General features: G+C 37.8%; 17 protein-coding genes. 7 read left to right on the forward strand and 10 right to left on the reverse strand.

Annotated features, from left to right (window positions below):
• Positions 1 to 64: 64 nt before the first annotated feature.
• The 4 genes from phrB to J576_RS01000 form a co-directional block, all read right to left on the reverse strand.
• Positions 65 to 1,507 carry a deoxyribodipyrimidine photo-lyase gene (phrB, locus tag J576_RS00985; RefSeq protein ID WP_002052925.1) on the reverse strand — a complete coding sequence of 481 codons (1,443 nt, stop codon included), beginning with the start codon at positions 1,505 to 1,507 and terminating at the stop codon, positions 65 to 67.
• 102 nt (positions 1,508 to 1,609) lie between these two features.
• Entirely contained in the window at positions 1,610 to 2,089 is a 480-nt protein-coding gene (locus tag J576_RS00990) for an FKBP-type peptidyl-prolyl cis-trans isomerase (RefSeq protein ID WP_033855459.1), read from the reverse strand.
• A gap of 135 nt (positions 2,090 to 2,224) precedes the next feature.
• Positions 2,225 to 3,511 (reverse strand): NAD(P)/FAD-dependent oxidoreductase, encoded by a 1,287-nt coding sequence (locus J576_RS00995; protein WP_002052684.1) that lies wholly within the window; start codon positions 3,509 to 3,511, stop codon positions 2,225 to 2,227.
• A gap of 99 nt (positions 3,512 to 3,610) precedes the next feature.
• Complete coding sequence (locus tag J576_RS01000) at positions 3,611 to 4,930, reverse strand: D-alanyl-D-alanine carboxypeptidase PBP6B (protein ID WP_002052978.1); 1,320 nt, start codon at positions 4,928 to 4,930, stop codon at positions 3,611 to 3,613.
• Positions 4,931 to 5,101: 171 nt separating this feature from the next.
• Between J576_RS01000 and J576_RS01005 the strand changes: the two genes are divergently transcribed.
• Positions 5,102 to 6,805: a M61 family metallopeptidase gene (locus J576_RS01005; RefSeq protein ID WP_002052745.1), complete on the forward strand. Its 1,704-nt coding sequence runs from the start codon at positions 5,102 to 5,104 to the stop codon at positions 6,803 to 6,805.
• 401 nt (positions 6,806 to 7,206) lie between these two features.
• Positions 7,207 to 9,444: an NADP-dependent isocitrate dehydrogenase gene (locus tag J576_RS01010; protein WP_002052445.1), complete on the forward strand. Its 2,238-nt coding sequence runs from the start codon at positions 7,207 to 7,209 to the stop codon at positions 9,442 to 9,444.
• Between the two features lie 118 nt (positions 9,445 to 9,562).
• On the opposite strand, the gene J576_RS01015 is transcribed toward J576_RS01010, so the two are convergent.
• Positions 9,563 to 10,351, reverse strand: a complete 789-nt coding sequence (locus J576_RS01015; RefSeq protein ID WP_025467959.1) for an rRNA large subunit pseudouridine synthase E — start codon at positions 10,349 to 10,351, stop codon at positions 9,563 to 9,565.
• A gap of 200 nt (positions 10,352 to 10,551) precedes the next feature.
• Between J576_RS01015 and icd the strand changes: the two genes are divergently transcribed.
• Positions 10,552 to 11,808: an NADP-dependent isocitrate dehydrogenase gene (icd, locus tag J576_RS01020; protein ID WP_002052682.1), complete on the forward strand. Its 1,257-nt coding sequence runs from the start codon at positions 10,552 to 10,554 to the stop codon at positions 11,806 to 11,808.
• Positions 11,809 to 11,888: 80 nt separating this feature from the next.
• Here the strand turns inward: icd and J576_RS20295 are convergent, their stop codons facing one another.
• The 4 genes from J576_RS20295 to J576_RS01030 all read right to left on the reverse strand — a co-directional run bounded on the left by J576_RS20295 (position 11,889) and on the right by J576_RS01030 (position 14,311).
• Complete coding sequence (locus tag J576_RS20295) at positions 11,889 to 12,332, reverse strand: hypothetical protein (RefSeq protein ID WP_227865537.1); 444 nt, start codon at positions 12,330 to 12,332, stop codon at positions 11,889 to 11,891.
• 48 nt (positions 12,333 to 12,380) lie between these two features.
• The gene (locus J576_RS01025; protein WP_002052664.1) at positions 12,381 to 12,791 is read right to left on the reverse strand and encodes a hypothetical protein; all 411 of its coding nucleotides are present in this window, start codon (positions 12,789 to 12,791) and stop codon (positions 12,381 to 12,383) included.
• A gap of 219 nt (positions 12,792 to 13,010) precedes the next feature.
• Positions 13,011 to 13,136: a hypothetical protein gene (locus J576_RS19420; protein WP_002052495.1), complete on the reverse strand. Its 126-nt coding sequence runs from the start codon at positions 13,134 to 13,136 to the stop codon at positions 13,011 to 13,013.
• Complete coding sequence (locus J576_RS01030; RefSeq protein ID WP_002052455.1) at positions 13,133 to 14,311, reverse strand: YbfB/YjiJ family MFS transporter; 1,179 nt, start codon at positions 14,309 to 14,311, stop codon at positions 13,133 to 13,135. Before J576_RS01030 ends, J576_RS19420 begins: the two co-directional genes overlap by 4 nt.
• 96 nt (positions 14,312 to 14,407) lie before the next feature.
• On the opposite strand from J576_RS01030, the gene J576_RS01035 reads away from it, so the two are divergent.
• The 4 genes from J576_RS01035 (at position 14,408) to J576_RS01050 (ending at position 20,732) form a co-directional block, all read left to right on the forward strand.
• Positions 14,408 to 15,289, forward strand: coding sequence for a LysR family transcriptional regulator (locus tag J576_RS01035; RefSeq protein ID WP_002052908.1), 882 nt, complete (start codon positions 14,408 to 14,410; stop codon positions 15,287 to 15,289).
• A gap of 197 nt (positions 15,290 to 15,486) precedes the next feature.
• Complete coding sequence (locus J576_RS01040; RefSeq protein WP_002052703.1) at positions 15,487 to 16,881, forward strand: L-cystine transporter; 1,395 nt, start codon at positions 15,487 to 15,489, stop codon at positions 16,879 to 16,881.
• A 150-nt stretch (positions 16,882 to 17,031) separates the two neighbouring features.
• The gene (locus J576_RS01045; RefSeq protein ID WP_002052566.1) at positions 17,032 to 17,847 is read left to right on the forward strand and encodes a PhzF family phenazine biosynthesis protein; all 816 of its coding nucleotides are present in this window, start codon (positions 17,032 to 17,034) and stop codon (positions 17,845 to 17,847) included.
• 122 nt (positions 17,848 to 17,969) lie between these two features.
• Complete coding sequence (locus J576_RS01050; protein WP_033855460.1) at positions 17,970 to 20,732, forward strand: M16 family metallopeptidase; 2,763 nt, start codon at positions 17,970 to 17,972, stop codon at positions 20,730 to 20,732.
• A gap of 59 nt (positions 20,733 to 20,791) precedes the next feature.
• Here J576_RS01050 and J576_RS01055 read toward each other — a convergent pair whose 3' ends face one another.
• Positions 20,792 to 21,181, reverse strand: coding sequence for a DUF3144 domain-containing protein (locus J576_RS01055; RefSeq protein WP_002052603.1), 390 nt, complete (start codon positions 21,179 to 21,181; stop codon positions 20,792 to 20,794).
• Between the last annotated feature and the right edge of the window lie 22 nt (positions 21,182 to 21,203).

The following is a 21,203-nucleotide window of genomic DNA, read 5'->3' on the forward strand; positions in this document are numbered from 1 at the left end:
CTTTATAGTCAAATCCCGTCTTTATTTTTTAATCAAAAATAAACAGATAAGACGCAATTCTTATCTAAATATGCTTGAAAGTTTCAATTGCTTTTAATCGTGTTTCTTTTAAATCTACAATTGGTTTTGGATAATTTAAACTCAAATTGATTTTGCTTGAGTAGGGGTCATGAATGGATTTATTGTCCAGATGAGCCAGTTCTTTCACCCATTTACGAATATAGTCCCCATTAGGATCAAACTTTTGTGATTGGGAAATCGGGTTAAAAATTCTAAAATAAGGCACAGCATCTGTTCCTGTTGAGGCACACCATTGCCATCCCCCATTATTTGCTGCCAAATCTCCATCAATTAAATGTTGCATAAACCACTGTTCACCAATACGCCAGTCAATCAATAAGTTTTTGCATAAAAACATGGCTGTAATCATACGTACTCGATTATGCATCCAACCTGTTTGTAAAAGTTGGCGCATCCCGGCATCCACAATAGGAATACCAGTTTGTCCTGTTTGCCAAGCTTTTAGATGCTCTGGATTATGGTTCCATTTAATTTTCTGAGTATCTTTCTTAAATGGAAGATGCTTAGAAACATACGGAAAATCAAATAAGATGTGCTGGTAGAACTCTCGCCAAATAAGTTCATCTAGCCATGTTTGTTGACCTTCATTGTCTAAATGAAAGTTGCCGTGTTGATTACGAAAGAGTGCTTGTAAACACTGCCTTACAGATAAGATTCCAATATTTAAATAAGGAGAAAGTTTGCTTGTGCCATGCACATGAGGAAAATCTCGCTCAACTTTATAATGGGATACAGAATCTTCGACAAATTGGTCTAGTTGTTCTAATGCATATGACTCGCCAACAGGCCATAAATCTTGCTGTTCTTTAGAAATAGATGAACAAAATAGTTTTTCAATTTCTGCCAAGTCCACACTTTTTTCATCTAAAAACTCTAATGAAATTTCATTTTGCTTATGTGGTAAAGGGAAGCATTGAGGTAAACCGCTGGTATTTAGTTTTGCATAACATGCTTTTTTGAATGCACTAAAAACCTGATAGGGTTGTTGTGATTGATTGCGAATGGAACGTAAAGGAAAAATTGTACGATCATGAAATAAAAAAAGCTCTTTGCTTTCCTTATTTAAAGAATCTTGTACTGTTTTATCTCTTTTTAATTCATTTGCACCCATTTCAATATTGGCATAGACATTTTCAATATTATATTTCTTGCTGAAATCAGAAATAAACTTAGCAGTATCTTCCCAATAAGGAATGACTTGGATAACAAGTGGAATATGAAGTGATGCTAATTCTTTTTGAAGCTCTTTGAGCTGCCGTAAATAAAAACTAATTTTTATTGGAGCATCGTCGTGTTGTTTCCATTGCTCTGGCGATAAGATGACTAATCCAATTGAAGGCCCTTGCTGACAGGCATGCCATAAAGCTGCATGATCATGTATTCGTAAATCTTGTCGGAACCAAATCAATTGATAAGCATTTGACATGCATAGTCCAATAATAAATTAACTTACTGAATATTATATAAAATAAACGCATAAAAAAAGCAAAGCCGAAGCTTTGCTTTTTATCATCTTGTGAAAGATGAATTAGTGGTGACCACCTGCACCATGTACGTGACCGTGATCTAACTCTTCTTGAGAAGCTTCACGGATTTCTACGATTTCAACTTCAAAAGTTAAATCTTGGCCAGCAAGTGGGAAGTTTGCATCAACTACAACGTTGTCGCCTTCAACCGCTTTAACAGTAACGATTTGAACGCCGTCATCTGTTTGAGCTTGGAATTGCATACCAGGTTGAATGTTATCAACACCTTGGAACATTTGAGCTGGAACTTCTTGTACTAGGTCTGGGTTGTATTCGCCATAACCTTCAGCAGCTGGTACGTTTACAGTGAATTTATCACCAACAGTTTTACCAGTTAATGCATTTTCTAAACCTGGAATGATATTGCCTGCGCCATGCAAATAGGCAAGTGGTTCACCTTGAGATTGATCAAGTGTTTCACCCTCAGCGTTTGTTAATTTATAGTGGAATGAAACCACGTGGTTATTTGCAATTGCAGTCATGTTTTTGATCCATTCAATCAATTAAAGCGTACATCATAAAGTGAAAAATAAATTTTGTAGACTACAAAATCTCAATCTTTAACACTTTTTCTAATGCGTTTTTATCTATATAGGGATGAACTTAAAAAATTCAACTCAATACAGCTTAATTTTTGGACGTACTCGTCTTGTAAGTAAATCTTTCACTGTGAGTAGTCCAGCTTGAGTGTATCCATGAATTGTTGCTTGATGTAAACGATATAAAGATACGTACATCGTTTTAGCAATATATCCTTGTACACTGACATCCCCCAGCAATTCTCCAACGGCTTTATTACGACTTAAAGACACAAGCGAACCTTTGTCGTTAAATGTAAACATTGGCTGTGAGCGGCCATTCAGCCGAGCAGCCATTGCATCGACTAAAAAGCTTGCTTGTTGACTGGCAACTTGAGCACGTGGTCCGAGTGGGGGATTTCTTGCGTCGAGTTGACAGTGTGCACAATCACCGAAAGCAAATACATTTGGATCGGAGTAAGTTTGCAGAGTTGCGTAGACCATTAAACGATTAATATTGTCACGTTCGAAATCAGTAAAACTTTCAAGAACTTTTGGCGCTTTTACGCCAGCTGCCCATACCGTAATATCACTTGTGAGTTGATTACCGTTACTGAAATAAATGCAGTGTTTATCAACTTTTTCAACGCGGTGTTGAGTTAAAATTTCGATGCCCATTTTTTGGAGCTGTTTTGCACTATGCTCAGCCGTTTTTTCACTTAAAGCAGGCAGGATTCGTTCTGATGCTTCAATCAGTGTGATTTTGACCTGTTTAGGATGGATCTTTTTCAAACCATAGCGATAAAAGTTTTTGGTTGTTTCAATCAGTTCTGCTGCAAGTTCAACCCCAGTTGCACCCGCACCAATGATTCCAATATTTAACGTGCGTTGATCTGGTTGATTTTGCGCTTCGATATATAAATGTAAAAGATCTTGCTGGAAAATATCTGCTTGTTTTCGGCTATCGAGGAAATGACAGTTTTCGCGTACCCCAGGTGTATTAAAGTCATTTGACACTGAACCAAGCGCTAAAATAAGCGTGTCATAATTCAGTTGTTGAACATGCGTGTTTTGTTCTTTGGATACTTGAGGTGGTACAACATCTATTATTTTTTGATCTTTGTGTATCGCAACAAGTGTTCCTAATACAAACTCGTAATGATGTTTTTCTGCATGGGCAAAATAATTGGTTTGTTCTTCGTGAGGGTTTAAGGAACCCGCAGCAATTTCATGGAGTAGAGGTTTCCAGATATGAGTCAAATTTTGGTCGACTAATGTAATTTTAGCTTTACCACTTTTCCCAAAAGTTTCACCGAGTTGTGTGGCAAGTTCTAAACCACCCGCACCACCACCGACAATAACAATATGATGTAAACTTTCGGCCATTTTTATCACCTAATTATTTTTCTATAAAAAAAAGATGGCTAAATTATGCCATCTTTTATTTATAAAATTTATTGTGCCTCTGTGCACAATTTGATGTTTTTAGTGCGAATCTACCGGGTAAAGTTTTGCGGCACTATGGTTACTCGATGAAAAAATAGAGAACAAATTTGAGAACCACATCACGATTCTTTGGAAAATATTCGCTTCTTCAATATGTACATCATTTTCAATTTGTAAGCTGCGAATCAGCTGATTATTTTGATAAATTGAAACAGTTGCCAAGTTCATGGCTTTCATTAAAGGTGCAGTTAACTTTTGCTCATTTAACTGAATATTTACACGAGTTTGGGTTGTTTCAAGTGGAACAATAGTCTTCGGTTGCTTATTGCTATCAAGAACTTGAATTCGCTGTGTAGCGTAGTCAAATGTATTTAAATCAATTGGTGCTGGCTCAGCATATAAAGAAGTTGTGACAATGGTCGGCTGCTTAGTTTCTACTTTAAACATTTTTAAAGTTGATTTAATGACAGGTAGTTCAGCAATCAATTTTTGCTCAGGAATAACCACTTCATCACGTGTATACGCATAAGCAAGGTTCATTAATTTATCGGCAATTTCAGCACGTTTCACGGCACTTGGTGTACCTAAAACAATAACCAGTAAACGTCTTTGCGGTAAGTTTGGTGAAAATGAAGGACGTGAAGCCGTTAGAGCCAAGTTATAACCTGCTGCTTTGGTATAGCCAGTTTTTAAACCATCTACAGATGGATCATATTTCAGAGCAAGGTTAGTTGCATGGTGAAAACGTTGATTGTAGCTAAAGCTTGGCATTTTTGAATAATGTAAATATTCAGGAGTTTGGTGAATCACTGCCTGACTTAATAAGCTTAAATCATGCGCTGTCGTGTAATGATCAGGCATTGTAATCCCGGCAGGGTTACTAAAATGCGTGTCTTTCATACCTAAAGCTTGAGCTTCTTGGTTCATACGTTGTACAAAATGAGGCACATCACCAGAAATTTTTTCGGCTAAAGTCACAGCTGCATCATTTGCCGACATCACAATTAAACCAGCCAAAAGCTGATCAACTGAAATTTGCTCGCCTGCTTTAAGGTACATTTGTGATTCATCCCACTGCACCACGCTTACGACTGGTGTTGCGGTAATGACTTCGTTCAGTTTTAGTTTTCCAGCCTTAATCTCTTTTAATGCAATGTAGGCTACCATCATTTTGGTTAAAGATGCTGGTGCACGTTGTACATGACTATTATGTTCAGCAATGATTTGTCCAGATTGAGTGTCTACAATTGTCCATGCAGCGGCTTCAACACTTTCAGGAGCAATATTAAGTAGAGCAGCATTGGTAAGAGTAGTACAGAAAATACTAAACAGTGTAAAAAGAGATAGGAAGAATTTCACTAGGTGACCTTGACGTTTACTGGCAAATACGGAACACAGATGCCCAGCATGCTATGCCTTTTTTTTGTAGAAGGCTAGTGTGAATTGTTGCCAAAAAATACATCTACGCAAGTCGATACAAAAAAGTGATAATCTAATGTGAAACCGTTCTTATTTTAAATTGAAGAATTTATGTTGCATTATCAAATAGAGTTCGATGATTACAAACAACACCTTGTTCACGTAACAATTCGTTTTTTAGCGAATCCAAATCAGGAACTATGGTTACCAACGTGGATTCCAGGCAGTTATTTAATTCGTGAGTTTTCTAAGCATATTGAGGCTGTAAAGGCCTATGATGAAGCTGGACGCATGCTCAATATTAAAAAAACTGAAAAAAATCGCTGGCGGTTATTTAATACCGATCATGAGTTAATTACTGTTGAATACGATGCGTATGCTTATGATTTGTCGGTACGTGGTGCTTATGTAGATCAAACGCGTCTATATATTAATCCTGCCTGTGTGTGTCTAGGCTTGGAAGGTCAGGAGCAAGCTGCTTGTGAAGTAGAAGTCTTTTTGCCTGATGAGCTGAAACACTTTCAATTAGCAACCGGTTTAGCTTCAAAAAGCTTAGTTAAGGGACGTTTTACCTTAAAAGCTGATCATTATGATCAACTCATAGATAGTCCATTTGAACTTGCGGAGCAAACACGTTTTAGCTTCGAAGCTCATGGAATTGAACATGAGTTTGCAATTTCTGGACAGCACAATACCAATGTAGAACGTTTAAAAACAGACATTGAAAAAATTTGTGCAGCCGAAATTGAAATGTTTGGTTCAGCTCCATTTAAAAACTATATCTTTATGACGATGGCTACAGGGAATAGTTATGGTGGCTTAGAGCATTGCAACAGCACAAGTTTGATTACACCACGTGATGATTTACCAAAATCGAATGAACCAACTGAACCTTCGAAAGATTATCAACGTTTCTTAGGTTTATGTAGCCACGAGTATTTTCATTCTTGGTTAGTGAAGTTTATCCGTCCAGAAAACTTTGCGAACTACAATTTGCATCAAGAAGGTTATACCTCGCTACTGTGGATCTTTGAAGGGTTTACTTCATATTATGATGATCTCATTTTATTACGTAGCGGTGTGATCTCTCAGAAGTCTTATCTAGATTTGTTGAAGTCACAGCTTGATCGTTATTTACAAAATCCGGGGCGCTTTGTTCAAACAGTAGCTGAATCAAGTTTTGATGCATGGATTAAGTTTTATCGTCCAGATGAAAATACGAATAATGCCGGTACGAGCTATTACAACAAAGGCGCATTAGTTGCCTTATGTCTAGATTTAGGCTTACGTTTACGTGGTTCCAGTCTAGATGCCTTAATGCGTCGTTTGTATGAAAATACGCAAAATAGTATTCAGGTCAATGAGCGTACTGTTTTTGATTTATGTGAAGAGTTAACTGGCGATAGTTGGGTTGAGCAGATTAATCATTTGATTAATACCACTGAAGAATTGCCGCTTGATCAGTTATTCCCTGAGTTTGGCTTAAGCTATACGCTTAAAAATGATAAGACCTTGGCTTATGGCTTAAAGTTAACTGATAAGCCAGAGGGCGTATTAGTACAAAATGCTCACCGTGAAGGAGCTGGTGCAAAAGCTGGTATTTCTGCCAATGATGTCATTATTGCAATTGATGGATTAAAAGCGACCACAAAACTTATTGAAAAATATGCTAAACAAAAGGGCAGTTACCCAGTCTTGGCTTTCCGCCGTGATGAGTTGTTATCATTTGAGGTTACAGGCGACAGTATCAACTTAACTGAAGTTGAACTTGTTGTTGAAGATCAAAGCAAAGCTGATAAATGGTTAAAAGCCTAAATAACAGTGAATTAATTTATAAAAAACCGATGTTTCGTACATCGGTTTTTTACTTTTTAGTAGATTATAAAAATTGAAATAGGTGTTATCTTTGAGTTTATTTTGAATGAAAAGTATAATATTTGTCAGAACTCTGAAAGATATCTCATGTAATTTAACAATGTCGTATATCTAAAAAGTTGGTAATCGTGCATGTATTACCATAAGTTAGGTATAAGATTATTATCAATAGATTTAAATTATGTATTATTTCGCTGCGAAATGTCGTTATCACTGGATATTTCGTTGACTGAAAGCCAATGAGAGCCGATACTCTCAGGGTTTTATTTAAGCATATCGGTTCGTAGGTACTGGGCCAAAAGCTCGGTCCTCAAAACTCAATTCAACGGAAGGGGCTATATATGGCTGGTGAAAAGTCAACTATCATTTACACACTGACTGACGAGGCGCCATTATTGGCGACTTATTCGCTACTGCCGATCATTGAGACCTTTACTAAGCCAGCAGGTATCGAGATTGTTAAAAGTGACATCTCTGTAGCTGCACGTGTGCTCGCAGAATTCGCTGACTACCTAAGTGAAGAGCAAAAGGTATCCGACAACCTTGCTGAGCTAGGTCGTCTTACACAAGATCCAGATACTAACATTATCAAACTCCCAAATATTAGTGCCTCTGTTGCGCAATTGACAGCATGTATTAAAGAACTTCAATCTAAAGGTTATCCAATTCCTGACTATCCGGAAAACCCAGCGACTGAAGAAGAAAAAACAATCAAAGCTCGTTATGGCAAATGCCTAGGTTCAGCAGTAAACCCTGTCCTTCGTGAAGGTAACTCAGACCGTCGTGCTCCTGCTGCCGTTAAAAATTACGCTAAGAAACACCCTCATTCAATGAGCGAGTGGAAACAATGGTCACAAACTCACGTTTCACACATGGAAGAAGGTGACTTCTACCACGGTGAAAAGTCAATGACGCTTGACCGCCCACGCAACGTAAAAATGGAACTTATCACAAACAGTGGTAAGAGCATTGTTCTTAAGCCAAAAGTTGCGCTTCAAGAAGGCGAAATCATTGACTCGATGTTCATGAGCAAGAAAGCACTTTGTGATTTCTATGAAAAAGAACTTGATGATTGTAAAGAAGCAGGAATTTTATTCTCTTTACACGTTAAAGCGACAATGATGAAAGTTTCACACCCGATTGTTTTCGGTCACTGTGTGAAAATTTACTATAAAGAAGCTTTCGAAAAACACGGTAAATTGTTTGACGAATTAGGTATTAACGTAAATAACGGTATGGCTGGGTTATACGAGAAAATCGAAACTCTTCCAACATCATTACGTGAAGAAATCATCGAAGACTTACATGCTTGCCAAGAACACCGTCCTGCACTTGCGATGGTTGACTCAGCAAAAGGTATCACTAACTTCCATTCGCCTAACGACATTATTGTAGATGCTTCTATGCCTGCAATGATCCGTGCTGGTGGTAAAATGTGGGGTGCTGATGGTAAGCAATACGATGCTAAAGCAGTAATGCCAGAATCAACATTTGCCCGTATTTACCAAGAAATGATCAATTTCTGTAAATGGCATGGTAACTTCGATCCGAAGACTATGGGTACAGTGCCAAACGTTGGTTTGATGGCTCAAAAAGCTGAAGAATACGGTTCTCACGATAAGACTTTTGAAATTCCTGAAGCAGGTATCGCAAACATTACCGATCTTGACACTGGTGAAGTGTTATTGACTCAAAATGTTGAAGAAGGCGATATCTGGCGTATGTGTCAGGTGAAAGACGCTCCGATTCGTGACTGGGTAAAACTTGCAGTGACTCGTGCACGTAACTCAGGCATGCCTGCGATCTTCTGGCTTGACCCATATCGTCCACACGAAAATGAATTGATCAAGAAAGTACAAAAGTACTTAAAAGATCATGATACGACTGGTCTTGATATCCAGATCATGTCTCAAGTACGTGCTATGCGTTACACACTTGAGCGTGTAGTTCGTGGTCTCGATACAATTTCTGTAACTGGTAACATTTTACGTGACTACTTAACTGACTTGTTCCCAATTATGGAACTTGGTACTTCTGCGAAAATGTTGTCTATCGTTCCGCTTATGGCGGGTGGTGGTATGTACGAGACTGGTGCAGGTGGTTCAGCACCTAAACACGTACAACAACTTGTTGAAGAAAACCACTTACGTTGGGATTCGCTTGGTGAGTTCCTTGCGCTTGCAGTTTCTTTAGAAGAAATGGGTATTAAAGAAAATAATGCTCGTGCCAAGTTACTTGCGAAAACACTTGATGAAGCGACTGGTAAATTACTCGATAATGACAAGTCTCCATCACGCCGTACAGGTGAGCTTGATAACCGTGGTAGCCATTTCTACTTATCACTTTACTGGGCAGAAGCACTTGCAGCTCAAGACGAAGATGCTGAGTTGAAAGCTAAATTTGCTCCACTTGCAAAAGCATTAGCTGAAAACGAACAGAAGATCGTTGCTGAGCTTGCTCAAGTACAAGGTAAAGCAGCTGACATCGGTGGTTACTATGCAGTTGATCCTGCGAAAGTAAGCGCTGTAATGCGTCCAAGTGCTACATTTAATGCAGCGCTTTCAACTGTTCAAGCTTAATAACTAATTCGTTAGTAAATAGCTGAAAAGCCGGTGTATATGCGCCGGCTTTTTTATTTTTATAAATAATAGCTATTAAAAAAGCCCACTTATGTGAGCTTTTAAAAATTAAATGTTTTTATCGACCATTACGGCTACGACCACGAGGTGCTTTAGTATTTGGACGAGTTGTACCGTTAGTTTTACGACGTGGCTTTTCACTTTCATCCATTTGCCAGATACGCTTTGTACCAGACTTTTTAACAGAACCATCTTTATTCTTACGAACCATTGGTTTGCCACCTGTACCACCCGGTTTTTTCACATATGAACGTGATCGATAAGGTTGCTCGGCTGGAACATCTTTAAAGTCTGGGTAGAGTAGAGGTTCGATTTCTTTGGTCTCGCCCGGCTGTAATCCTAATTGCACTAAATCAATTGAACCGATTTTAGTACGAATGAGACGTAAAGTCGGGAAACCTACCGCAGAGGTCATGCGACGAACTTGGCGATTACGACCTTCACAAATAGAGATTTCAATCCAAGATGTTGGAATGCTGGCACGGTAACGTACAGGAGGGTCCCGGTCCCATAACCATTCAGGTTCACTTACCTTAATTGCTTTAGCTGGTAAAGTCATACCATCATTAAGCTCTATACCTTTACGAAGTTGCTCAAGCGCTTCTTCGGTAACATCGCCATCAACTTGAACTAAATACGTTTTGTATTTTTTATTTGCAGGGTTAGTAATGAACTGATTCAAACCACCATGATCGGTTAAAAAAACTAAACCCTCAGAGTCCATATCAAGACGGCCTGCTATGCGTAAAGTCGGGTCATCTATAAAGTCAGACACCGTCATATGCGCTTCGTCTTTACGAAACTGGGAGAGCACGTCATAAGGTTTGTTGAGAATGACGATTTTCATAAAAAATGACTTCTTCTTTCAAATAAGAGGTAAAAACATTGAGCAATATTTAAGTGTGAAATTTGCTTATTTCCCACATAAATCTCAAAAAGGATTAAATTCGATTAAGCTATTATGCGTGAATAAAAGTTGAAAGTATTGTTTATCGATAATTATTTTTGTTTGGTTAGTTAAATATTATAAAAGGGAGAATCTACACAATGGGTTATCAGAAGATCGTTGTTCCTGCCGACGGTGATAAAATTACAGTAAAAGCAGACCTGTCACTGAATGTACCGAATCATCCAATTATTCCTTTTATTGAGGGTGATGGTATTGGTGTAGATATTACACCGACAATGAAAAAAGTTGTTGATGGGGCAATTTTAAAAGCCTATGGCGGCAAACGTTCTATTGAGTGGATGGAAGTCTATTGCGGTGAAAAGGCAAATAAAATTTATGGCACTTATATGCCAGAAGAAACTTTTGAAGCCCTGCGTGAATTTGTCGTTTCAATTAAAGGCCCCTTAACTACTCCAGTTGGTGGCGGTATTCGCTCACTTAATGTGGCATTACGTCAAGAATTAGATTTGTACGTATGTGTACGGCCAGTACGCTGGTTTGAAGGTGTTCCTTCACCTGTTCAGCATCCTGAATTAACCGACATGGTTATTTTTCGTGAAAATTCGGAAGATATTTATGCCGGTATTGAATGGAAAGCCGATTCGGAAGAAGCTAAAAAAGTTATTAAATTCCTTCAAGAAGAAATGGGGGTCACAAAAATTCGTTTCCCTGAAGGATGTGGTATTGGTATTAAACCCGTTTCCAAAGAAGGATCACAACGTTTAGTTCGTAAGGCCATCCAGTTTGCCATAGATAATGACAAACCATCGGTGACTCTTGTTCACAAGGGCAATATTATGAAATATACCGAAGGTGCATTTAAAGAATGGGGATACGAGTTAGCACTAGATCGTTTCGGCGGTGAACTCATAGATGGTGGCCCTTGGGTTAAAATTAAGAACCCTAAAAATGGTAAAGACATTATTATTAAAGATGTAATTGCAGATGCTTTCTTACAGCAAATTTTGATGCGTCCTGCTGACTACTCTGTGATTGCAACCCTTAATTTAAATGGTGACTATATTTCCGATGCATTAGCAGCAGAAGTAGGGGGGATTGGAATTGCACCCGGTGCAAATATTGGTGGCGCTATTGCAGTTTATGAAGCAACACATGGAACAGCACCTAAATATGCTGGGCAAGATAAAGTAAACCCGGGCTCAATTATTCTATCTGCTGAAATGATGCTTCGAGACATGGGATGGACTGAAGCGGCTGATCTGATCATTAAAGGAATTTCAGGAGCGATTTCAGCTAAAACGGTAACTTACGATTTTGAGCGTTTAATGCCGGGCGCAACCTTATTGCGTTGCTCTGAATTTGGTGATGCCATAATTCAACATATGGAAGATTAAACTTAAATAAAAAGGCCCTCGAACGAGGGTTTTTTATGTATATAAGTATTTATACATTTTTATGCTATTAAAAATTAAAACTAAGAGTGGGCAGTGTATACCCATAATAAACAAGCCAATACTGTAAAACTTAGCAATATTAAACCTTGTCCGTGATGAGTAGCATACAGAGGTACATTACCAATGCTATGCGTCATTTTATAGTTCAAAACAGGCCTGATACAAAAGAAAAAAAGAGGTAATGATAAAATCACTGTATTACTAATTTTAATGCTATAGCGGAAATAGTAACTAAATAGCCCTATCGTAGCCGCATATAGCAGCGTTTTGAAAAGCACTTCACCACTGGTATATATATCTATGCCAATATAAAAATTAAACTTCCATATAAGAAGGCTAACTGTAGCAATTATTGTAATAATGCCGACAACAACCGCTTTTGCTGGGTTTGATACATTGTACATTTTTAAAGTTTTTAATTGGTATAAATTAATTTGAATAAAATATATATTATAAAAAAGTATAGTGCATTAACTATTTTTAACTTTATAAAACTCCTCAAAAAATCTGATTTAGACATTTTGCGACTCACGCGAGTTTGAACTAGTCTCTTTAAATACCCATAAGGCAAAACAGAATATAATGACTATTAGTAGACCTAAACTTTGACCATGACCCGAGAGATAAAACGGAACATCTGGGATGGTTTGAAGGGCTTTATAATCAAGAATTGGTTCTAGCCAAAAGTACGCGAATGGAACAGCAATTAAAAATTGTGTTGTAAACTCAATATGATCGCGTGTTAAAAAGCCAAGAATAGCTGCTGTGGCAATATAGATAATGATCTTTACAGAGACCTCATAGGATGTTGTGATATCCAGTGCAAAAATGGTCCGGCATTTAAATGCCAGTAATGAAACACAGATAAAAGCAAACATCGCCAAGAGCTTTAAAAGCTCATCAATATAATTGTTATTGCTCATGTCTTACTCTATTTTAAGTATTAAAAATTATAAATTTTTATCGAATATAGATCAGAAAATAACACTCTACATTGACATAATATGACATTTTTTGTCAGTTGAGCTTACTGAGTAGGCGTATAGACATAGGCGTTATGCAGTTAGCTTTACTGATCTACTCATTAATTTTGACAAACTACGATTACTCAATGAAAAGCCCCTTATGTATAGGGGCTTTTTTTATTGCATAAATTCTGGATGTTTCTGGAGTTTAGAGATACCAATTTTCTTTTGATAGCTTTGGTCTAAAGCCTGAATAATAAGTACAAAGACAATTAAAAAGAGAGGAAAGTACAAAGTTTTCATAGTTTGGTTTCTCCGAGAGAATTTGGTAGGGAAGAATGGGTACGAATTAAAAGGCTCAATGCAAATAACAAAACAATGCCTCCCATTAAAAACAGATGGGCATAAGACCAATGCAAGTGGTGTAAAGTACTAATAACAACGCCACCTAATAGCTGAGTGCTGGCAAACCCAATGGTGGCAAGGCTCCAGATTTTTTGATAACGCTGCTCATAAATCTGTAGCAGACTATAAGAGCTAATAAATACAGTGGCTGGGGTAAGTAGACCTGTAAGAAAGGACGATAAGGCGAGTAAAGCAGTAGCATGGGAAAAGAATGGTAAAGCAACTGCCAAGCAGTAGACACCGTATAGCCATTTAATGGCTTGTAAATAACCAGTAAAGCGGCTTAAACAATAAGCTACAAACGCGCCAATACAGCTTCCTGCCCCATAAAGAACCCAAAATAAATTTCGTTGTTGCAAGGGAAAGTGTAGGGTTCCCGATAAGTAGTCCATCCAGAACAAAGAGTGGGGAATATAAGCAAAAGCACTGCACATATAAGCAATAATAATGACAAGCCCCAAACGTGAGTGTTTGAAGTTTTGAGGAGCTTGCGTTGTGACTTGTACGGCCTGAGTAGACTGATATTTTAATAAGCGGAAAAGAACGGAACTGCCAATAATAGAGAGTACTGCAAAAATGCTCCATACATATTGAACAGACATGTTTTTGAGTGCAGGAATAATGAGAGTAGCAGACAGCACCCCCACACCAATACCGCTAAACCCTAAAAAATTAACTTTAAGTCTTTGGCTAATTGCAATATTTTTCATAGCAAAGCTAGGTGCTAAAATCATGAGTAGGCCACCTGCGATACCTGAAATAGTACGCCAGAGAACAAACCAAGCCATAGGCATGTGTATAAACGAACAGCAGAGCAGGCTTAAACTGCCTAAGACAGCCGAACTTGTGATCAAAGCGGGAATAGATTTTTCTTTAATGCTAAACAGTGCCAATAGTGCGCCAACCAGATAGCCCAATAAATTTGCACTTCCTAAGTAACTTGCAAAATCATGAGTCCATCCATATTGCACAATCATGATCGGCATGAGCGCAGTATATGAAAATCTAAAAATACCAATTCCTAGGCAAGTCGCTAAAAAGACAAGCAGGCTCATTCGATAGAACGTAGACATGGGAAGTCTCTCAATTTTTTTATTATTAAAAGCGAGTTTATTTATCATTAGAAATGATTTAATATGATGTTAATTATCTTGTTTTGAGATAGTGGTATGTTGCTTAAGTCTTTAGAGTTTTTTTTAGCGGTTGCAGAGAGTGGAAGTTTTTCACTAGCTGCACAAAAAATGTGTACGGTTCAATCGAACATCACAAGTCATGTGAAGAAGCTTGAAGAAGAGTTAGGCGTGGTTTTATTAAATCGCCATAACCCCGTTACATTAACTAATGCAGGACAGCAGCTACATAGTTATGCTGTGCAAATGATCGCACTGCATAATAAAGCGAAAAAAATTTTTCAAGAAGGTGATATTGACCCGAATGAAACCATTCGTTTGGGCAGTATGGAAACGACAGCAGCTATACGACTTCCTCAATTGCTTAATCAATGTATTCAGCAATATCCGAATTTACCAATTGAGCTTCAAACTCACCCAACCCGATATTTGTTAAACGCGGTGCAACAGGGAGAAGTCGATTGTGCGTTTGTTGCTTCTAAATATGTAATTCCAGAGTTATATAGTTTTCCAGTGTGGCAAGAACAACTGGTTTTAGTTTGCCCAAAACAACAAACTCACTTTCCCGACATTACCACCCTCGCAAAGACTCGTTTTATTGCATTTCGACAAGGTTGTTCTTATCGGCATGCAATTGAGCTGTTTTTAAATGATCATAGTGTTCCACCTTCACAAATTATGGAAATGGGTAGTCTCGATGGCATTGTGAGCTGTGTAGAATTAGGAGTCGGTTTTGCTTTGTTGCCCAAGTCATATCTGAGCAAAGTAGCCGATAAAGTCTCATTAAGTTGTTTTGAAATTAACACTGAATCTGCACATTTCACTACTTATTTGGTTGCTCAGCCTCCTGAAACATGGGGCAGTAATTTAAAGCAATTTATTTGTTTTATTGAGCAAAACTTTATACAGAAATGCGCTTAATTTTTATACATAAATATCCTACTTATCTTATGTTTTAAAAGTGATATATATGTATTTAAAAGTCATTTTATATTCTCATTCAGATCAGTAATGATCTGCATGCTAGAAAATTGTTGAAAAAGGTAGTTTATATAGGCCGGCTATGGTCAAATATGCCCCCTTAAAAGATGACACAAGCAATAAGTTGGAGTTTGGGAATGAATATACCCTTAATCATCAATATTGTGGTTTTTGTCGGGTTAATATTTTTACTCGCCCAAACACGTAAAACGGACTGGAGCTTGTCTAAAAAAGTTCTAGCTGGCTTAGTTCTAGGTGTGGTGTTTGGCTTAGGACTACATTTGATTTATGGCGGTGGCCATCCGATTCTTGCTGAATCTATTAGCTGGTTTAATATTGTTGGTAACGGCTATGTAAAACTTTTACAAATGGTCGTGATGCCTTTGGTCTTTGTTTCGATTTTAGGTGCGGTAGCGAAGCTGCACCAAGCTTCTTCTTTAGGAAAAATCAGCTTCTATACCATCGGGACTTTGTTATTTACGACACTCATCGCTGCGCTGGTTGGGGTATTTGTGACGAACTTATTTGGTTTAACTGCCAAAGGTTTGGTACAAGGGGCTGCAGAAACAGCTCGACTTACCGCGATTCAGACTGACTATGTGGGTAAAGTAACAGACTTAAGCGTACCGCAATTTATACTTTCTTTTATTCCGAGTAACCCTTTTGCTGAGTTAACGGGTGCAAATCCGACTTCGATTATTAGCGTGGTTATCTTTGCTGTATTTTTAGGGATAGCAGCACTCAACTTGATGAAAGATGATGCAGAAAAAGGTCAACGTATTCTGACGGCTATTCAGACTTTACAGTCATGGGTCATGAAGCTTGTTCGTTTAGTAATGACGCTTACACCGTATGGTGTTTTTGCTCTCATGACAAAAGTTGTGGCAAGTTCAAATGTTGCGGATATCTTGAACCTAGGTGGTTTCTTGGTGGCGTCTTATTTAGGTTTGGCGATTATGTTTGTCGTACATGCTATTATTTTGACTCTGACTGGTGTTTCTCCACTTAAATTCTTCAAGAAAGTTGCTCCAGTTCTAACATTCGCGTTTACGAGTCGTTCAAGTGCAGCAAGTATTCCATTGAGCATTGAAGCGCAAACTCGTCGTTTAGGCGTGCCTGAGTCTATTGCAAGTTTCTCTGCTTCTTTTGGTGCCACTATTGGACAAAATGGTTGTGCGGGTTTATATCCAGCCATGCTCGCAGTCATGGTTGCGCCAACTATGGGTATTAACACCCTAGACCCAATGTGGATTGCTTCGTTAGTGGGTATTGTCACTTTAAGTTCAATTGGCGTAGCAGGTGTGGGTGGCGGTGCAACTTTTGCTGCGCTGATTGTGCTTCCTGCGATGGGCTTACCTGTAACTTTAGTTGCGCTTCTTATTTCAATTGAACCACTCATTGATATGGGGCGTACTGCATTAAACGTAAATGGTTCAATGACTGCTGGTGTAGTTACAAGCCAATTTATGGGGCAGACCGACAAAGCTATAATGAATAGCGAAGATGAAATTGAATTAACTCAACATCATTAAAAGTTAATATTAAAATGGCTCATCCAATCTGGATGAGCCGTTTTTTTATATGCGTAAATTGCTACTGTGATGTTAATTTTAAAAAAACTGTATCTGTTTTTCTTTTAAATAATTTTTAAAAATGAGCTTATTAAGAAAGAGAGCACTAACATGAAAATGTATCAAGTCGATGCTTTTACCAAAGAGTTATTCCGTGGAAACCCTGCTGCTGTAGTAGTTGAAAAAGAGTGGCTAGATGCAGATTTAATGCAAAAGATAGCGCTTGAAAATAACTTATCCGAAACTGCTTTTGTAAAAATTATAGACTCTGAAAATTATGAAATTCGTTGGTTTACTCCAACAGTTGAAGTCGATTTTTGTGGACATGCGACTCTTGCCAGTGCGTTCGTATTATTTAAAGATTTTACTGAGAAAAAGACTCTTAATTTTCATGTACGAAACTTAGGCCTATTTGTCGTTCATCAAGATGAAGACGGCAAAATCAGAATGAATTTTCCAATTCGTAAGGCTCATCAAGTTGAAGATTATCCGGCTGTTTTACGTCAAGCATTAACAAAACCGTTTAAAGCGGTTTATCAAAATGTTCAAGCCTACATTGTTGAATATGAATCAGTTCAAGATGTATTGGATGAGAAGCCTGACATGAACTTGCTTAAAGCCTTAGGTAAGCGGACTGCGATTACCACCAGTGGTCTTGATGTAGCAATAACGTCAAGAGCAGATCAACACTATGATTGCATATCGCGTTATTTTGCTCCTGTCGCAGGTATAGAAGAAGATCCTGTTACAGGTTCAATTCATACCGCAATAGCACCGCTATGGGCAGAGAAACTCGCTAAAAATAATATTACTGCTTATCAGGCTTCTAACCGTGGAGGCGTTTTGTATTGTAATGTGCTGAATCAGGAGCGTATTGAAATTTCAGGCTATGGCAAACTTTATATGCAAGCAGAAATTTTTCTTTAAAATATAAGGCCGTTTAAATAAACGGCTTTTTTTTCAAATCTTTACTATTAATGTCAGCTTAAATTTCCTACTATAGTCCCACAACTATTGATTTTTTATTATTCAAATTAATTGGTATTTATATGTTTATGCAGTTTAAACAACTGACTCTCTCCCTATGTATTCTTGGTTTAAGTGCTGCGTCTTTTGCACAAACAACATTAGTAAAAAGTAAGCAAAATATTGAGGAATATAAATTAGATAATGGCTTTCGGGTGGTACTTGCGCCGAATGACAAAGAAAATAAAATCTTTATTAATACCATCTATTTGACAGGTTCTTTAAACGACCCGCAAGGTAAAGGTGGCTTAGCACATTTACTTGAGCATTTGGCCTTTAAAGGCACGCAAAATGTAAAAGGTGAAGAATTCCAACGCCGTTTAGATCAATATACATTAATGACGAACGCGAGCACGGATTACTATTCAACTAAATACACGAATATTGTCCGTCCAGAAAAAACTGCACTTGATCAAGTACTGTATCTTGAATCTGAGCGTATGGACAAATTGGTTTTACAAGAAAAATTTGTTCCTTCTGAAATTGAAATCGTAAAGCGTGAACGTGAAGTCCGTATGGATCAGCCTTTTGCTGTTTTAATGGATCAAATGTGGAAATCGGCTTATGGAAACCAGTATTTAGGACGATTACCGATTGGTGATTTGCCAGAGCTTAAGTCAATTAAAATGCCGGAATTGAACCAGTTCTACCGTAGTTGGTACGCACCTAATAATGCGGTCATGGTGATTTCAGGCAAGTTTGATAAAACTGATGTTTTAAAAACGATAGATCAATATTTTAGTCCAATTCCTGCGCGAGCTGTGCCTAAGCGTGTTCAGGTGCCTGTGTTAGATTCTACAAAAATAAAGAATCGTGAATTTGTGGTGAAAAAGGGCAGTGATTTAGCCAAATTTCATATTTATATGAATGGGAAAAACGTCAAAATTCAGCCTACACTGGCTTTAGCGCCTATGTTATATACCATGCAGCCAAGCGGTCATTTGTACCAGAATATGGTTGAAACAGGCATTAGCACAGATGTTCAGGCATCAACATGGTTAGACCAAGATTTTAATGTTGTATTTTTAGGGGCGGTCTACTCACCTAAAAACGACCCCAACAAAGTAGAAAGCGCTTTGCTCTCTGGAATTGAAAAGGGTAAACCTTTTACTGAGACTGAGCTAAAACGTGTAAAAAGTTTAATGAAAACACAAAGTGAGTTAGTCAATAAAGACGCCGTTGCTTTGGGATCTCGTTTAAGTGATTACAGCGTAGCTGGTGGGCAGTGGGATCAATATTTCAAAGATTTAGATGCAGTTGAGAAAGTGAAGCTCAATGACGTAAATCAAACCTTAAAACAGTTCCTTATTGCTGGGCATCGTATTGATGGCGATATTTTGCCGACACCTGAAGATCAAAAGAAAGCATTGCAACTCGACCCAAAAGATAAACCTAAAACTTTAGATCAGACAGATGTTAAACCAGAACCTTTAAAAGACCCGAAAGTTTATCAACAAGAAGTTAACGAGTTTTTAAAAACTTCTAAGCAATATGCTGAGAGTAATGAAAAAAAGATTATTCGTGGAAAACTTAAAAATGGAATGAAGTATGCTTTGTTCCCTGTGGAAACCCGTGATGATCGTACCTATGCCACCATTACTATGGATTTTGGTACAGAAAAATCTTTATTTAATAAAGGCACAGTAGTTGATTTAACTTCGTATTTATTACTCCGCGGTTCTGATAAATATAGCCTGCAAGATATTGCCGATAAATCGATTGATGCTGGTGGCGCGGCTTATGCAAGTGCCGACGGCAATGGCATGACCATTAATATTCAATCTAAAACTGAAAAGTTTGATGAATTCTTCAAGTTTGTTCTAGAGGTTATGAAAAACCCTAAATTTGAACAATCTCAATTCGATTTAATTAAATCTCAAAGCTTATCTAGTCTTGATCGACCTTATACAGAACCTGATGTAGTTGCAGGTTTAACGTTGTCACGTTTAGTTGAAGAATATCAGCCAGGTGATTTACGCTTCCACTTTGAACCTGAGTTAGCCAAAAAACAATTAAAGGATGTGACCCAAGAACAAGTCAAAGAGTTATATCAGCATTTCTTTGCAATGAACCATGCCCAAATTGCAATTACCGGCGCATTTGATGCCAAAAAAATGAAAAAACTATTAAATCAGGAGTTTGGTAGTTGGAACAGTAAACAACCATATGAAAAAATCTTAATTCAACACGTCGATTTTCCTGCTCAGCAAGTACATGCTTTATCTGAACAACGTGAGTTTGGTAGTTATCAAAGCGTACTTGCGATACCGGTTGGAAAAAATCATCCGGATGCATCTGCCTTAATTTTAATGAATTATATTTTAGGTGATTCTCAAATTTCTTCGCGTTTGGCTCAAGAGCTTCGTGAAAAAAATGCATTAGTTTATGGTTTTGGAACAGGACTGCAACTTGATCAGGACACCAATGTGGGTGCATTAAGTATTAGTGCAAACTATACGGCGGGGCGTTCGGCACAAGTTTCTGCTTCAGTTCATAAGGTATTAAATGACTTATTAACCAATGGTATTACCGAGCAAGAGCTTGCAGCAGCTAAAGCAGATCTCATGAAAAAACGTGTTACTGCATTAGAGGATGAGCGTAATATTCACGGTATGTTAAATATTGAGCTTGAGTCAGGTAAAACATTACTGGATCGTGTTAAGCATGATCAAGATTTAACAAAGCTAACTGTTGCTGATGTGAATGCAGTCATTAAAAAATATATTAAACTTTCTAATCTCGTTGAAGTGATGGCTGACCAATATGGTCAACCGCAAAAGCAATAAATGACTTGCCAAATAAAAAGTCACATGAAGTGGCTTTTTATTTGGGTATTTAAAATTTATTAATGATCATGGTCATGCTTGTGAGTATGAAAATCTTCATTCTTACGGAAACGTAAATAGTTTTCGAACTGTTCACAGTACTCATCAAAGTTATCTTCAAGCATCATTTGAAATTGTTGAAGCAGATAAGACATCACTTGCTCTTTTGCATCACGCATTTCATTGCCATCTTTAAAATTATTGGCAGCGACCCATGTATTAAAACGGGCAGTTGCAAATAACATCGCAGCACTCACTTGACCGCGAAGCTCAGCTGGATCAGGTTTTTGGCCTTTAGGCGGGCGACAAAAATCATTCGCTTGTTTAATGAATTCATCCGCACGCTCAAAGAAAACAGCATTTAACGCTTCTTCTTCAGTAATATCTGTTGCATTAATCTTTTGAGACATGACTTATTCCCGCAAAAATAGA

Source organism: Acinetobacter sp. 766875 (genome assembly GCF_000582055.1).
Lineage (GTDB): Bacteria > Pseudomonadota > Gammaproteobacteria > Pseudomonadales > Moraxellaceae > Acinetobacter > Acinetobacter nosocomialis.

Coding starts and splice junctions, on each gene's coding strand:
- J576_RS01025 (WP_002052664.1), bottom strand. CDS start 12,791: ATGAGCAATAACAATTATATTGATGAGCTTTTAAAGCTCTTGGCGATG.
- J576_RS01040 (WP_002052703.1), top strand. CDS start 15,487: ATGAATATACCCTTAATCATCAATATTGTGGTTTTTGTCGGGTTAATA.
- phrB (WP_002052925.1), bottom strand. CDS start 1,507: ATGTCAAATGCTTATCAATTGATTTGGTTCCGACAAGATTTACGAATA.
- J576_RS01055 (WP_002052603.1), bottom strand. CDS start 21,181: ATGTCTCAAAAGATTAATGCAACAGATATTACTGAAGAAGAAGCGTTA.
- J576_RS19420 (WP_002052495.1), bottom strand. CDS start 13,136: ATGAAAACTTTGTACTTTCCTCTCTTTTTAATTGTCTTTGTACTTATT.
- icd (WP_002052682.1), top strand. CDS start 10,552: ATGGGTTATCAGAAGATCGTTGTTCCTGCCGACGGTGATAAAATTACA.
- J576_RS01015 (WP_025467959.1), bottom strand. CDS start 10,351: ATGAAAATCGTCATTCTCAACAAACCTTATGACGTGCTCTCCCAGTTT.
- J576_RS00995 (WP_002052684.1), bottom strand. CDS start 3,511: ATGGCCGAAAGTTTACATCATATTGTTATTGTCGGTGGTGGTGCGGGT.
- J576_RS01030 (WP_002052455.1), bottom strand. CDS start 14,311: ATGTCTACGTTCTATCGAATGAGCCTGCTTGTCTTTTTAGCGACTTGC.
- J576_RS01005 (WP_002052745.1), top strand. CDS start 5,102: ATGTTGCATTATCAAATAGAGTTCGATGATTACAAACAACACCTTGTT.
- J576_RS01050 (WP_033855460.1), top strand. CDS start 17,970: ATGTTTATGCAGTTTAAACAACTGACTCTCTCCCTATGTATTCTTGGT.
- J576_RS01035 (WP_002052908.1), top strand. CDS start 14,408: ATGTTGCTTAAGTCTTTAGAGTTTTTTTTAGCGGTTGCAGAGAGTGGA.
- J576_RS01045 (WP_002052566.1), top strand. CDS start 17,032: ATGAAAATGTATCAAGTCGATGCTTTTACCAAAGAGTTATTCCGTGGA.
- J576_RS01010 (WP_002052445.1), top strand. CDS start 7,207: ATGGCTGGTGAAAAGTCAACTATCATTTACACACTGACTGACGAGGCG.
- J576_RS00990 (WP_033855459.1), bottom strand. CDS start 2,089: ATGACTGCAATTGCAAATAACCACGTGGTTTCATTCCACTATAAATTA.